The 14,267-nt window shown below is 70.2% G+C and carries 12 protein-coding genes; 10 read left to right on the top strand and 2 right to left on the bottom strand.

Features of this window, described 5'->3' with window-relative positions:
* The first annotated feature begins 249 nt into the window (after positions 1 to 249).
* Positions 250 to 1,008, top strand: a complete 759-nt coding sequence (gene rph / locus AC1DXI_RS20500) for a ribonuclease PH (protein ID WP_028276043.1) — start codon at positions 250 to 252, stop codon at positions 1,006 to 1,008.
* Positions 1,005 to 1,682 carry an RdgB/HAM1 family non-canonical purine NTP pyrophosphatase gene (rdgB, locus tag AC1DXI_RS20495; protein ID WP_476940113.1) on the top strand — a complete coding sequence of 226 codons (678 nt, stop codon included), beginning with the start codon at positions 1,005 to 1,007 and terminating at the stop codon, positions 1,680 to 1,682. The genes rph and rdgB overlap by 4 nt, the downstream gene beginning before the upstream one ends.
* Positions 1,683 to 1,784: 102 nt before the next feature.
* Here the strand turns inward: rdgB and AC1DXI_RS20490 are convergent, their stop codons facing one another.
* A complete protein-coding gene (locus tag AC1DXI_RS20490) occupies positions 1,785 to 2,552 on the bottom strand; it encodes a VTT domain-containing protein (RefSeq protein ID WP_018775736.1) in 768 nt (255 codons plus the stop codon).
* A gap of 101 nt (positions 2,553 to 2,653) precedes the next feature.
* Between AC1DXI_RS20490 and AC1DXI_RS20485 the strand changes: the two genes are divergently transcribed.
* Together AC1DXI_RS20485 and AC1DXI_RS20480 are read left to right on the top strand one after the other, a co-directional pair.
* Entirely contained in the window at positions 2,654 to 3,670 is a 1,017-nt protein-coding gene (locus AC1DXI_RS20485) for a 3'-5' exonuclease (RefSeq protein ID WP_476940112.1), read from the top strand.
* 79 nt (positions 3,671 to 3,749) lie between these two features.
* Complete coding sequence (locus tag AC1DXI_RS20480) at positions 3,750 to 4,331, top strand: DUF4395 domain-containing protein (RefSeq protein WP_476940111.1); 582 nt, start codon at positions 3,750 to 3,752, stop codon at positions 4,329 to 4,331.
* A 491-nt stretch (positions 4,332 to 4,822) separates the two neighbouring features.
* Here AC1DXI_RS20480 and AC1DXI_RS20475 read toward each other — a convergent pair whose 3' ends face one another.
* Positions 4,823 to 5,992 (bottom strand): ADP-ribosylglycohydrolase family protein, encoded by a 1,170-nt coding sequence (locus AC1DXI_RS20475; RefSeq protein ID WP_476940110.1) that lies wholly within the window; start codon positions 5,990 to 5,992, stop codon positions 4,823 to 4,825.
* A gap of 184 nt (positions 5,993 to 6,176) precedes the next feature.
* On the opposite strand from AC1DXI_RS20475, the gene AC1DXI_RS20470 reads away from it, so the two are divergent.
* From AC1DXI_RS20470 to AC1DXI_RS20445, 6 genes are all read left to right on the top strand, one after another.
* On the top strand, positions 6,177 to 6,533 hold the full coding sequence (locus AC1DXI_RS20470) for a YidH family protein (protein WP_476940109.1): 357 nt from the start codon (positions 6,177 to 6,179) through the stop codon (positions 6,531 to 6,533).
* Complete coding sequence (locus tag AC1DXI_RS20465) at positions 6,530 to 6,871, top strand: DUF202 domain-containing protein (RefSeq protein WP_370122924.1); 342 nt, start codon at positions 6,530 to 6,532, stop codon at positions 6,869 to 6,871. The genes AC1DXI_RS20470 and AC1DXI_RS20465 overlap by 4 nt, the downstream gene beginning before the upstream one ends.
* A gap of 241 nt (positions 6,872 to 7,112) precedes the next feature.
* Positions 7,113 to 8,093, top strand: a complete 981-nt coding sequence (locus AC1DXI_RS20460; RefSeq protein ID WP_476940108.1) for an MIP/aquaporin family protein — start codon at positions 7,113 to 7,115, stop codon at positions 8,091 to 8,093.
* 82 nt (positions 8,094 to 8,175) lie between these two features.
* Positions 8,176 to 9,369, top strand: a complete 1,194-nt coding sequence (locus AC1DXI_RS20455) for an exonuclease SbcCD subunit D (RefSeq protein WP_476940107.1) — start codon at positions 8,176 to 8,178, stop codon at positions 9,367 to 9,369.
* Positions 9,366 to 12,482 carry an AAA family ATPase gene (locus AC1DXI_RS20450; protein ID WP_476940106.1) on the top strand — a complete coding sequence of 1,039 codons (3,117 nt, stop codon included), beginning with the start codon at positions 9,366 to 9,368 and terminating at the stop codon, positions 12,480 to 12,482. The genes AC1DXI_RS20455 and AC1DXI_RS20450 overlap by 4 nt, the downstream gene beginning before the upstream one ends.
* Before the next feature lie 168 nt (positions 12,483 to 12,650).
* The gene (locus AC1DXI_RS20445) at positions 12,651 to 14,060 is read left to right on the top strand and encodes an MFS transporter (protein WP_476940105.1); all 1,410 of its coding nucleotides are present in this window, start codon (positions 12,651 to 12,653) and stop codon (positions 14,058 to 14,060) included.
* Positions 14,061 to 14,267 lie beyond the last annotated feature (207 nt).

Raw genomic sequence — 14,267 nt, 5'->3', positions numbered from 1 at the left:
GGCCTGAACAGACATAACAAACACCTCCGAAGGCGTCGGGAGGATCCCGCGGATCAGCCCCGGGTCCTCAAGGGAATCTGATACATCCCGTCCTGGCATCTCCGGAGGTGTTTGTGAAGGACAGACTCAACTCATATCAGCTGTACTGCCCGGGCAGGTTGGACCCGGCGCCGGTCCTGCGCGCCGGCCCTTCGTGCTGGCGCTGGCCGTCGGCGCGGGCGGGACCGGGTGAGTCGATAAGCTAAAGGCATGACTTCCCAAGCTCCCAGTGTCCCCGTCATCCGCGCCGACGGCCGTACCCCCGACCAGCTGCGCCCGATCAGCATCACGCGCGGCTGGTCCAAGCAGGCCGAGGGGTCGGCCCTGATCGAGTTCGGCAACACCCGGGTCCTGTGCACGGCCTCCCTGACCGAAGGCGTGCCGCGCTGGCTCAAGGGCGAGGGTCGCGGCTGGGTCACGGCCGAGTACGCCATGCTGCCCCGGGCCACGAACACCCGGTCCGACCGGGAGTCGGTCAAGGGCAAAATCGGCGGCCGCACCCACGAGATCTCCCGGCTGATCGGCCGCTCGCTGCGCTCCATCATCGACACCAAGGCCCTCGGCGAGATCACGATCGTGCTGGACTGCGATGTCCTGCAGGCCGACGGCGGCACGCGCACCGCGGCGATCACCGGCGCCTATGTGGCGCTGGCCGATGCCATCCGGTTCGCCCGCGAGAAGAAGATGATCGCCCGCAACGCCCAGCCCCTGATCGATACGATCGCCGCGGTGTCCGTCGGCATCATCGACGGCGTCCCGATGCTTGACCTGCCCTACGTCGAAGACGTGCGCGCCGAGACCGACATGAACGTCGTGGTGACCGGCTCCGGAAAGTTCGTGGAAGTCCAGGGAACCGCCGAGGGCGCACCCTTTGACCGCGACGAGCTGAACAAGCTGCTGGACCTGGCGCTGCTGGGCACGGAGCAGCTCGCCGCGATCCAGCGCGACACCCTGGCGGAGGCCCCGTGACGGAGGCGCCCCTCGCAGGCCGGCCGGAAGCCGATAGCCCGGGCCCGCGGCTCGTCCTCGCCACGCACAACCAAGGCAAGCTCCGGGAACTCCGTGAGCTGCTGCGCGGCCAGGTTCCCGGGCTCGACGTCGACACGCAGGTGGTGGACGCCGGTGCCGTCGGCGCCCCCGACGTCGCCGAGACCGGCGTGACCTTCGCCGAAAACTCGCTGCTCAAGGCCCGGGCGGTGGCACAGGCCACGGGCCTTGTGGCGATCGCCGACGACTCCGGACTTGCCGTGGACGTCCTCGGCGGCGCGCCCGGGATTTTCTCGGCCCGGTGGTCCGGCCGGCACGGCGACGACGCCGCGAACCTGCAGCTGTTGCTCGCCCAGCTGGCCGACGTGCCGGAGGAGTACCGCGGGGCCGCGTTCGTCTGCGCGGCGGCGCTGGCGGTGCCCGGGTCCTCGCCCGACGGCGGCCGGGAAGTCGTGGAATACGGGCAGCTGGAAGGGACACTCCTGCGGGAGCCGCGCGGGGAGGGCGGCTTTGGCTATGACCCCGTCCTGCAGCCGAGCGGACTGGACCGCAGCTGCGCTGAGCTCAGCGCAGAGGAAAAGAACGCCATCAGCCACCGGGGCCATGCGTTCCGGGCGCTCCTGCCGGCCATCGTCGAGGCCCTGGCCGGGAAGTAGCCGGCCCACGCCGGCCAGGCGGACACACCGGCCAGGCCGGGCAGGACGAAGGAAGGCGCCCCACACGGKGGGGCGCCTTCCTTGGTTAACTGCTGCAGTGCGCTACGGGGTCCGGCGCTCTTCTTCCGGCTCGTGCTCCTCGATAAATTCGTCCACGACGCCGGTGCCGTACTTCTCAGCCTGGCGTTTGGCGATCATGCCGCGGACCACCTCGATGCCGATCGGGATTACGGAGACCAGCACGATGGCGATGAAGATGATGTCCAGGTTGTCCTTGACCCACGGGACCTTGTCCCCGAGCAGGTAGCCCAGGAGCGTGACGCCGCCGCCCCACAGCACCGCGCCGATCACGTTGTAGGTGAAGAACTTTCGCTTGCTCATCTGCGCGACGCCCACGATCACCGGGACGAAGGTGCGGATGATCGGAACGAACCGCGCCAGAATCAGGGCCTTGCCGCCGTGCTTTTCGAAGAACGCATGCGCGCTTTCCACGTTTTCACGCTTGAACAGCTTGGAATCGGGCTTGTTGAACAGGGCAGGTCCGGCCTTGGACCCGATCAGGTAGCCCACCTGGTTGCCGATGATCGCGGCGACGATGATGAGCGCGGTCAGGACCCAGATGTTGACCTGGATGGTGCCGGTGGCCACGAGCAGACCGGCCGTGAACAGCATGGAGTCGCCGGGCAGGAAGAAGCCGATCAGCAGCCCGGTCTCGGCAAAGATGATGCCGCAGATCAGCAGGACCACCCACGGCGCGAACGCGGGATTCGCCAGGAAAACCTGCGGGTTGAGCCAGTCGGGCAGGAAGGAGGCCATCTGCGGCTGGACGGGGCCGGCGCCGCCAAGGGCGGACACGGCGAGGTCGCTCATTGCTAGTACGTTCACCCGTTAAGGGTACTTGACGGCCGCCGGCCGGCCCCGGAGGGCCGGTCCGGTGCGGGGGTGCCGCCCGCGGACGGTAAAGTTGGGCCGTGACTTTGGACTTTACGGCGATCGACTTTGAGACTGCGAACGGCTTTCGCGGTTCGCCGTGCGCTGTCGGCCTGAGCAAGGTCCGGGGCGGCGTCGTCGTCGAGGAAGCCTCCTGGCTCATGCGGCCGCCGGAAAACCATGACACCTTCGACCACCACAACGTGCGGATCCACGGCATCAGGCCGGACCAGGTGGCGGGACTGCCCCGGTTCGGGGAGCTGTTCCCGGAGATCGGCGCGTTCATTGGCGGCGACGTGCTGGCGGCGCACAATGCAGCCTTCGATCTCGGCGTGATCCGCTCCGGCCTGGAAGTGTCCGGGCTGTCCGGACCCGCCTACGACTACGTCTGCACGGTGATGTTGTCCCGGCGCTGCTACTCCCTGGTGTCCAATTCGCTGCCCTACGCCGCCGAGGAGGCCGGCGTCCCGCTGCTCAACCACCACGATGCCGCCGAGGACGCCCGCGCCTGTGCCGGCATCCTGATCGACATCGCCGCCCGCAACGGGGCAGCAAGCATCGCGGAGCTCTACCTGTCCCTCGGCCTGGCGGTATCGCACCAGCCGGCGTTCGACCCCCGGCGCGACCCGCTGTCCAAGGCCACCCTGGCCGCAATGGAGGCGCTCGCGGGGGGAACCGCCGGTTCGCCCCCGGGCCGCCGGTTCGTGGCCGGGTGGCCGGAGGAAGGCCCCAACCCGGCCCCCAACGCCGCCGCCAGCCCCGACCACCCGCTGTTCGGCCAGACCGTTGTGTTCACCGGCGAACTGGCAATTCCCCGCCCCGAAGCCAAGGCCCGTTCCGCAGAGCTTGGCGCCAGGCCTGAAAGTCGGGTCACAGCCCGTACCACCGTCCTAGTGGTGGGCGACGGGTTTGTGGCCGCGGACCTGCGCTCCGGCCGGCTGACCGGCAAGGCGCGCCGCGTCCTGGAACTGCACGAGCGCGGGCAACGCATCGAGGTCCTGTCCGAGGGCGAATTCCTGCAGATGGTCGGCGGACACCTTGCCGCCGCACCTGCCTGACCCTGGTGCTGCCTGAAGCGGCAGTCACACGGCGCAACAATCATTCCCCCCACGGCGCGCCCGCCCATAGCCTTGGCGGATGAGCAAACCCACGGATGCACAGGCCTCCACAGCGCCGGCTGCGTCAACGCCGTTGGACTCAGCGCCGTCGGACTCAGCGCCGTCGACGCGCGGCATCGACTGGCGGCGGGTGTTCGCGTTTCCGAACCCGGTGAACGAGTACGCCGCCCGCATCACCGCGGCCCTGGTGGTGGCGCTGTCCACCGTGACCCTGCTGACCGGTTTCGGCTGGGGGCTCGCCGTCATCGCGGCCGGGTTCTGGCTGCGCGTGCTGTTTGGCCCCCGGATCTCGCCCCTGGCCCAGCTCTCGGTCAAGGTCCTGACGCCCCGGCTCGGGCGGACCCGTCTCGTTCCCGGTCCGCCCAAGCGGTTCGCCCAAGGCATCGGCGCCGCCGTGTCGACGGCGGCTGCGGTGCTGCTGGCTGCCGGCCTCGCGCCCGCGGCGTGGGTGCTGCTCGCCGTGCTGATAGCCGCCGCGTCCCTTGAAGCGTTCGCCGGGTTCTGCCTCGGCTGCACCATTTTCGGCTTCCTGCAGCGCCGCGGGCTCATCCCCGCCGACGTCTGCGAAGCCTGCAACAACATCTCGCTCCGCGGCGCCTAGGATCTGCGGCGCCTAAGTCCGGAGAGCGTGGGTCCGGAGCGCCTGGGTCCGGAGCGCCTGGGTTCCGCCTAAGCGGTGCGCCGGTGACGGACATGTCCATGGGTGCGCTGCAGGGAGGGACGGTCATGTCCTTCGGAGGATCTGACGGGTGGACATAGTGGCAATATGTCCAGTCCCCGCGGCCGGAGATGGGCATGTCCTGAGGACGCCGCGGCCGGGGATGGACATGTCCTTCGCAGCGAGGGCGACTGGGCATGTCCTCGTTACGCGGCAATGGCCGATGGACATGTTCACGGCAGTGGGCCACGACTGGGCATGTCCTGAGGATGCGGCAGCCGGGGAAGGACATGTCCATCGCAGCGGCGTGGAACGGGGCATGTCCCGCGGACAAGCCGGGAGTGGGGCCTCCGAGCGCGGCGGGCTGCGGTGCGCGAATGCCGAAGACCCGACGCCTGGCACACAGGAGCCCGGCTGACAGTTGCCCGCCGAAGCTATGCGCCGGTGACGGTGGCCAGCTTCGAGGCCATGCCCCGGATGACCTCCGGCGCCTGAAGCGCCGCCAGCCAGTCTGCCGGCAGGCACCGCTCGCCGTAGAACGCGCCCAGGATGTTCCCGGCGATCGACGCCGTCGAGTCGCTGTCCCCGCTGTGGTTCACCGCCACCGCGATTGCGGAACGGAAATGGGCCTGGGCGGGGTCGGCCCCGGCACGGACGGCGTCCGCCGTCCCTGTCCCGGTTCCCGGGGCGGTGGCCAGCACGGCGTAGAGGGCGACGGCGAGGGCTTCCTCGGCCACCCACCCCTCGCCGAGTTCGCCCACCAGGTCCTCGGGGCTGAGCACGTCTCCGCCGCCGGGCACGTCTCCGGCCAACCGCAGGGCCGCCTCCAGCCGCGCCACCACATCCGGATCCGGATTTTCGCCCCTGCGCAGGACGCCGCCGAGCAGCTGCCCGAGGGCCGTTTCCGCCGCCTCGCGCAGCCCGTGGCCGGAGGACAGGGCGTGGATGAGCAGGCTGAAAACTCCGGCGCTCTGCCGTGCCGCCGGGTGCCCGTGGGTCAGGGACGCGGCGTCGGCACTGAGCTTATAGACCGTTTCCGCTTCGAGATGGGGGATCAGGCCGAACGGCGCCGACCGCATCACGGTGCCGCAGCCCTTCGAATCCGGATTGACCGGCCGCTTCACGGTGCCCATCTCACCCGTGGCAAGCCCGCTCAGGCACGCGTTGCCTGGCGAACGCCGGCTCTTCAGGACATCCTGGGCATCGATCCAGCGCGGCGGCTGGAACGGGGCGGCCGCCGGCACGGCAACGCCCTGGGTGCCCAGCCAGCGCAGGTACGCGAGCCACAGGCATGCGTTGATGTCCGCCGCCACGCCGTCGTTGGCCCACTCCAGTGCTTCGAGGAGGCCGTCAGCGGTGTACAGCGTCATTTGCGTGTCGTCCGAAAACGGGCTGCCGGCGTCGAGCGCGGAAAAATCCTGCAGGCCCGCTGGGCCGAACCGGGCGCGGATGGCGGAAATGCTGTCGAACTCGACGGCGTAGCCCAGCGAATCTCCGAGCGCGCCGCCCAGCAGGCAGCCGTGGATGCGCGAGCCGTGGGCAGGGGAGTGTGGCTGGCCGGGTGTTGGGGCGGGTGCGGGGCTGGTCCCGGGCTCGGTGCTCATGCCCTCAAATTTACCCGGCGCTGCACCGCACTCCGCAATGCCGCCCCCCCGGGGGACTCGGCGCCGGTGACTTGATGCTGGGCGGGCGGCGGATGCGGAAGGCCGGTAGGGTGCTGGTAGGACCCGTCCAGCGGTCAGACGAGGCAACCGCCGGCGCCGCATCGCCGGGCAGCGGAGGAAACGAATGCGCGAACCAGCGTGGCGGAAGACCGGGACCACCCCCGACTACAGGTTCTCCCTGGCCAACGAGCGGACGTTCCTGGCCTGGATCCGCACGTCCCTGGCCCTCATTGCCGGAGCCCTTGCGATCGACCAGCTGGCCCCGGAGATCGCGCCCGGACCCGTGCGGATCGTGTTGTGCGTCATTCTCGCGTTCCTGGGCGCGGGCCTGGCCGCCCTGTCCTACCGCCGGTGGGGGCTCATGGAGGCCGCCATGCGGAACAACAGGGAGCTGCCGTTCTCCGGGGTGATGCTGGTGATGACCATCGGCGTCGCGGCTGCGGCACTGGTGTTCGCGGTCCTCATCCTGGTGGCGCGGTGAGACCAGATGCAGTCCGGGACCCCGGGCTGCAGCCCGAGCGGACGTCCCTGGCCTGGCGCCGGACACTGCTGGCCCTGATCGTGGCGGACCTGTTGGTCTGGCGCAGCTGGGCGCTCGCAGGGTCCCGGGGCGGGGCTGCGGGTCCTATTGATTTCCTTGGTCTCTGCGCCCTGGCCGCCATGGCCGCGACGCTGGTCCTGGGCGTGTGCGTGCTGGTCCGCGGGCGGGAGCTCCGGCGGTCCAACGCTGCGCCGCCGGCGCCGCTGCTGCGCTGGGCCGCCGCCGCCGTCGTGGTCCTGGCTGCCAGCGCCGTGGCCGCGGTGGCCCTGGGGCACTGAGCCGGGGCACTGAGCTGGGCACTGAACTGGGGCTGAGCCGAGGCACTGAACTGGGGCGCTGAGCCGAGGGCCGGAACGGGCACCCAGCCGGAGTCCAGCCAACATCCAGACTGCGCTGGCAGACTGCTGGCGGACCCATTCTCCAGGCGGCCGAGGCCGCACCCGGACCACGAACCCGGCGGCGGTCCAGCGACGCCGCAACTGCAGCCCTGGGCGCGCCGCCAGCAAAGGAATCCTGACCATGACCCTGCTTGTGCCAGCCCCCGAGACCGTTGGCGTCCAGCCACCGGCCGCCAGCGATGTCACGCCCCCGCCCAGGCTCGTGGCCCGGCTGTCCGCCGAGGCCTTGGGGACCTTGGTCGTCGTGGTTGCAGGCCTGGGCGTGCCGCTCTTCACCATCCCGCAGTCGAGCCCGCTGCCCGCCGCCCTGGCTGCCGGCCTCGCCCTGACGGCGGCGATGCTGGCCGTGGGTTACGTCTCCGGCGGCCACTTTAACCCCGCCGTCACCGTGGGCAACGCCATCGCCGGCCGGATCCGGCTTGCCGACGCCGCCGCCTACATCGGCGCGCAGCTTGTGGGCGCCATGCTCGGGGCCGTCGCCCTGTTCGGCGTCCTGCGCACCGTGCCGACCATCGACGACTCCCAGGCCGCGTTCGCCACGGTGGCCGCCGGATTCGGTGAGCACTCGATCATCCAGGTGCCCATGGCCGGCGTCCTGCTCGTGGAGGTCCTCGGCACGGCCCTGCTCGTGGCGATATTCCTTGCCACAACAGCCCACAGGAATCCGGCCAGGGCGGCTGCGCCCTTCGCGGTCGGCCTGACGACGGCGATGCTCCTGCAGTTGGGCCAGGCCCTCGGCAATGTGCCGTTCAACCCGGCCCGGGCAACGGCGTCGGCCATCTTCAGCGGCCCGGATGCACTCGGGCAGCTGTGGCTGTTCTGGGTGGCACCGGTGGTCGGTGCGGCCATCGCCGGGCTGGTTTTCCGCGGCTTCGTCCAGGCCAGTGTCCAGGCGGCCCGGGCCACTGATCAGGCCACTGACCAGGCCACTGGTGCGGTCACTGCCCAGACCGACGGAAAGCTCACGGACGCCGATGTGGATGGCGCCGGCTTCGGTGACGCTGAGCTGACCAGCGTCACCGCCACCACCGCTTCTGCTTCGGCCGCCCCCGCCGGCAACGACGAGGCCCGCAGCTTCTTCGACCGCAAGGGTGGGAAGTAGCCCCTGCTGACTACTTTTAACCTCCGTCACACCCCCGGGGTGGTGGCGCAAGAGTGTCGGTGGCAGCCGATACCGTAGGAATATGCGGTTATTGCACACCTCCGACTGGCACTTGGGCCGGTCCTTCCACGGCGTCGGCATGCTGGATGCCCAGCGCGCCTTCATCGACCAGCTCGTGGCCTTTGTCCGGGAAGAGAGCGTCGACGTCGTCCTCATCGCCGGGGACGTCTATGACCGCGCTCTGCCGGGAGTCGACGTCGTCGGCCTGCTGGATGACGCCCTGGTGCGCCTCACCGGGGCCGGCGCCGAAGTTGTGCTGACCAGCGGCAACCACGACTCAGCCATCAGGCTCGGGTTTGCCTCGCGGCTGCTTGAGCGCGGGGGAGTGCATTTGCGAACACGGCTGAACGAACTGGATGTTCCCGTGCTCTTTCCGCTCGGGGGCGATGCCGGGGACGATGCCGGGAACGAGGCAGCGCCGGTGCTCGCCATTTACGGGATCCCCTGGCTGGAGCCCCGGCTGGTCGCCGAGCAGCTGGGCGTCGAGACCGCGAGCCACTTCGAGGTCACCCGCGCCGCCACCGAACGGATCCGTGCCGACGTGCGGCACCGGAGCCAGACCCGGACCGTCCATTCGGTGGTCCTGGCGCACACCTTCGCCAGCGGCGGCATCAGCTCCGACAGCGAACGGGATCTGAGTATCGGCGGCGTCGGCGCAGTCCCGCTGGATCTCTTCGACGGCTTTGGCTACACGGCACTGGGCCACCTGCACGGCCGGCAGGAGCTCTCCCCGGCGGTGCGCTACTCCGGCTCGCCGCTGGCGTACTCCTTCTCGGAAGCGAAGCACCGGAAAGGCGGCTGGCTCGTGGAGGTCGACGCCGAGGGAATCGGCGGCGTGCGCGAGGTGCTCTGGGACGCGCCCCGGACCCTCGCCGTGCTCCGGGGGAAGCTGGATGAGCTCCTGGAGTCGGAGGACTTCGCGTGGGCCGAGGCCGCCTATTGCCAGATCACCCTGACGGACGAGGCCCGCCCGGCTCAGGCGATGGACCGCCTGCGGGCACGGTTCCCCGACACCCTGGTGCTCGGCTTCGACCCCGATGGCCCCGGCGCGGCGCCCAAAGCCAGCTACAGCAGCCGGCTTGCCGAGGCCGAGGACGACCTCTCCGTCTGCTGCGGATTCCTCGACCACGTCCGGGGCCGGCCCGCATCCGACGCCGAGGCCGCCGTTCTCGCCGAGGCGCTCGACGCCGTGCGCCTGGAAGGGGTGTCCCTGTGAGGATCCATCGCCTGGAGATTTCCGCCTTCGGCCCGTTTGCCGGCACGGAACGGATCGACTTCGACCGCCTGAGCGCACACGGGCTGTTCCTGCTGAACGGCGCCACCGGCGCGGGCAAGACCAGCGTGCTGGACGCCATCTGTTTCGCCCTCTACGGATCGGTTCCCGGGGTCCGGCAGGACGGCAAGCGGCTGCGCAGCGACCACGCGGAGGCCGCCGCCGAGCCGCGCGTCACCTGCGAATTCTCGGCCAAGGGCCGGCACTTCGAAGTCTCCCGCTCGCCCGCGTGGGACAAGCCCAGTGCCCGGGGCAGGAACGGCTTCACGGTCCAGCAGGCCAACACGCTGCTGCGCGAACGCATCGACGGCGCTTGGGTGGAGAAAACCGGCCGGAATGATGAGGCCGGAGCGGAGATCGCCGACGTCCTGGGCATGAACCGGGACCAGTTCACGCGCGTGGTCATGTTGCCGCAGGGGGACTTCGCGGCGTTCCTGCGCTCCAAGGCGTCGGACCGTCTGGAGTTGCTGCAGAGCCTTTTCGGCACCCAGCGCTTTGAAGCTGTGGAACAGGAACTGTCCCGGCAGGCGCAGACCGCCAAGGCCGAGGTCGCCAACCTCAACGCGAAGCTGGACCTGCTGCTGGCGCAGGCGGAGTCCGAAACTGCGGCGCTCGAACTCGACCCCGACGACGCCCCCGGCCGGGACGAGCCGGATGCCCTGTTGGCCTGGCTCGAGAACGCCGCAGCAACCGCAGCGGAGGGCCGCCGCAGCAACGCCGCGGCAGCCGAGAAGCAGGCCGCCGATCATGCGTCCCTGCTGGAGGCGGCGAACGCGCGGGCCAACCGCCACGCCAAACTTGCCGCCGCGGAACAGCGGCGGATTCATGCCGCCGCCGCCGCCCCCGTCCTGGCGGGCAAAGCCGTCACACTGGGACTGCACCGCCAGGCCGAGATGCTCGGCGGCCAGTTGCAGGCAGTCGAAAGCGCCGCGGCAGCCGAGGACCTGGCAGGAACGGCCCTGCTGGAGGCCGCGCGGCAGCTGCGGTCCGCGGCGGCCACAGACCCGGAGCTCGCCGGGCAGGACTTCCTAGCCGCCGGCGCCCGAGGCGACGACGGCGCTGGCGACGACGCCGCCAACCCCGCGGACCCCGTCCGGGCGGGCAAAGCCGTCCCGTTGGACAGCTCGGCCGTCCGCAGCACTCTCGCCCGGCTGCGGTCCCTGCAGGCCGTGCTCACCGAACGCCTGCCCGACGAAGCCCGGTTCCTCGGGCTCACCGGCCGCGGCAGCCGGCTGCGCCTGCAGTTGCAGGAGCTGGAAACCGGACGGCTGGCCGGTGCCGCCGCACTGGACACCCGGCGCACAGAGTCGGCGGCCCTGTCCGCCGGACTCCGTCCCCTCGAGGAGCTGGCCGCCGAAGTCCAGTTGCGCACCAAGGAGGCCACGGCAGCGGATGAACTCGTGACCATCGTTGGCCGCTTCCTGGCCGCCGAGGCCGAGTGCACGGCAATTGCCGAACAGCACGCCGCCGCCCGCAACGCGCACCAGGACCGGAGGCAGCAGTGGCTGGACCTCCGCGAGCAACGGCTCACGAACGCCGCCGCCGAGCTCGCCACCCAGCTCCTGGCCGGAGTTCCATGTCCGGTCTGCGGCAGCCCTGAGCACCCGGCACCCGCCCCCGCGGCAGCCTCCGCCCTGGCCGTCGCCGAGGCCGAGAAAGCCGCGCAACTGGCCAGCGACACGGCTGAAGAAGCCGTCGCTGCCTTTGGGCGCGAGCTCGCCGAAGCCCAACAGAACGTCGCCATCCTGGCCGCCCAGGGCGGCAACACACCTGCCGGGGAAGCCCGTGAGGAGGCTGCCTTGGCCCGGGAGCGGGCTGATGACGCCGTCCGCGCTGCCACGGACCTTGCTGCCAGCCGGGCCCGGATGGCAGAACTCGAAGCGGCGATCGCCGACGCAGAGCGGGCGCAGGCCGACGCCGCCTCCGGCATCGCGCAGACGCAATCGACGATCGCCGAAATCGACGAGCAGGCACAGGCCCTCGAGCACACCCTGGACCAGCTGCGCGCCGGCCACGCGAGCCTCGAACAGCGGATTGCCGCCCTGACAGCAACCACAGCGGTCCTGGAGCACGCCGACGCCGCACAGTCGGCCCACGAACAGGCCGCCGCCCGCACCGCGGAGGCACGCCGGCACCTTGAAGAGGCCCTCCCCGGGGCCGGTTTCAGCACCGAGACCGCGGCGCGGGAAGCACTGCTGCCAACGCCGGTGGCAACAAGTCTCGAAACGGCCATCCGGGCCGGACAGGATGAAGCCGCCAGGATCCAGGAACTGTTCGCCGGCGAGGACCTGGCACTGGCAGCAGCCGAGCGGGCCGCCGGGGACATCGTCAGCGACGCCGCCCTCGACGAGCTCAGGACCGGGTCGGCGGCGGCTGAACGCAAAGCCCGGGAAGCCGTGCTTGCGGCCGGGCTGGCGGAAAACTCGCTCCGGACCCTCGGGCGCATCGCCGCTGACTACGCGGACCTCGCCGCCGCCGGAAGGGAACCGCGGGACCGGGCCGCGATGCTCACCGCCGTCGCCGACGCGGCCAAGGGCGGCGGAGACAACACCTACCGCATGAGCCTGAACAGCTACGTCCTCGCCGCCCGGCTCGAGCAGGTGGCCGTCGCTGCCTCCGAACGCCTGATCGGCATGAGCGATGGCCGCTACACGCTGCAGCACACCGACGCCAAGGCAGCACGCGGCGCGAAGTCCGGCCTTGGCCTGGAAGTCGTGGACGAGTGGACCGGTCAGCGCCGGGACACCGCCACCCTCTCCGGCGGCGAGTCCTTCATGGCCTCACTGGCGCTGGCCCTCGGACTGGCGGACGTCGTTCAGCACGAGTCCGGCGGAGTCGACATCGAGACCCTCTTCGTGGACGAGGGCTTCGGCAGCCTCGACGAACAGGCGCTGGAACAAGTCATGGACGCCCTCGAAGGCCTCCGCGACGGCGGCAGGGTGGTGGGGCTCGTGAGCCATGTCGCCGAAATGAAGCAGCGCATCGGCACCCAGCTCCAGGTGGTCAAGGGCCGCAGCGGCTCCACCCTGCACATCAGCGACGACACCCGGGTCTAAGCCCATCCCGGGGGCCAGGGCCTGAGCCCGTTCCGGGGCCGCTCTGGGGCCCGGCCCGGGGCCKGGTCCCCGGGCGGCCGTTCCGGGATCAGGTATCATTGGTCTGTTACCGGGTCGCGCGCATCGGGAGGAGGGACGATGCGCACTACTTGATCGAACCCGGAAACCATGAACCCTTCACCGTCTTCTTTGGCGTCTACTCTTGACGCCCCACTTTCGACCGACGCTCTGCCGGCCGCTGCTCTGCCGGCCGCCCCACTTTCGACCGACGCCCTGCCGGCCGCTGCGCCGGCCAAGGGCGGCCGCTTCGCGCGGCTGCCGATGCTCGCCGGCCGCAGCTTCATCCCCCTGGGGCTCTTCGCCCGCCTGCCGCTGGCCATGCTCACCGTCGGCGCCCTGACTTTAGCCACTGCTGTCACCGGCTCTTACGCGGTCGGAGGGGCAGTGGCCGGCGCCGTCGGCATCGGCTCGGCGCTGGGCGCTCCCGTCCTGGGCGCCAGTGCGGATCGGCTGGGCCAGCGACCCGTGTTGCTGTTTACCGCAATCCTCAACGCTGTGGCCGTCGTTGCCCTGATCATCGCGGCCTACCTGATCCCCAGCGGATCAGCTCCCGGAACCATCATTCCTGTCCTTGTGATTGCGTTCGTGGCCGGAGTCAGCTGCCCGCAGGTCGGCTCCCTGGCCCGGGTCCGCTGGATGGCACTGACGTCCCCGGGCGGGACTAAAACCGACGCCACGGATCTGGACACGGCCCTCTCCTACGAAAGCACTGCCGACGAGTTGACCTTCGTCCTCGGGCCGGCGCTCGTGGGAATCCTTGCCAGCCTCATCGCGCCCTGGCTTCCGCTGGCCCTCGCCGCTGCCCTGACCATCACCCTGGTTCCGGCCTTCGCCGTGCACCCCACCCACCATGCGGTGGTCCGGACTCCGGCACGCACGTCGGCGGTGTCGGCCCTCGAGAAGCAGCGCCGCGCCGCCATGCCGGTCGCGCAACGCGTCCGGACCTTCGCCGCCGTTGCCCTCCCCGTGCTGGCGATGGCCTGCATGGGCACATTCTTTGGCTCCACGCAGGCGTCCCTGAGTTCCTTCTCGGCCAGCTTCGCCACCTCCGAACTCATGGGGTTGCTGTACGCCGTGATGGGCCTGAGCTCCGCAGCGGCCGCCCTCTCGGTTGCCTATTGGCCCCGGCGGTTTACCCTCAACGCCCGCTGGATTGCGTGCGCGGCCCTCATGGCCGGCTTCGCATCACTGCTGCTGCTGCCCTCGACGGCGTTGCCCATGGTCCTTGTGCTGCTGGTTCTGGGCCTGCCGGTGGGGCCGCTCATGGTGACGGTCTTCGCTGTCGGAGGACTAGTCGCCCCCGCCGGCAAGCTCGGCACGGTCATGACGGCCCTTGCCAGCGGCATTATCGCTGGACACGCACTCGGATCGTCCGTCGCCGGACAGCTGGCGCAGAACTTCGGGTATTCGACGGCGTTCCTGGTCCCGGTGTGCGCCGCCACGGCGCTGTTCCTGCTGGGAACGGCCGCCGCCGTCGTACTGCGGCAACGCGGGAAGAAAACGGCGCCGGCCGCCTAAACCCCGCTAACCCGCCGTTGCGCTATCACTTTTGGTCCCCAAAACGGCGCCAGGAGGACTGTGGAGTCTCATGACTTAATGGACGTTTCTGTCTCAAGACATCGTGGACAGTGTGTCTCAGGACATCGTGGACACTCGGACCGGTTTTGCTCGGGTCATGAGCAAAATGCACCCCGATATCAAGAAGATCCGGCATTTGGTGGCGAC

Source organism: Arthrobacter sp. P1_H7, from assembly GCF_056405215.1.
The sequence above is the reverse complement of the archived record's forward strand: the minus strand, read 5'-3'. Positions and strand labels throughout refer to the sequence as shown.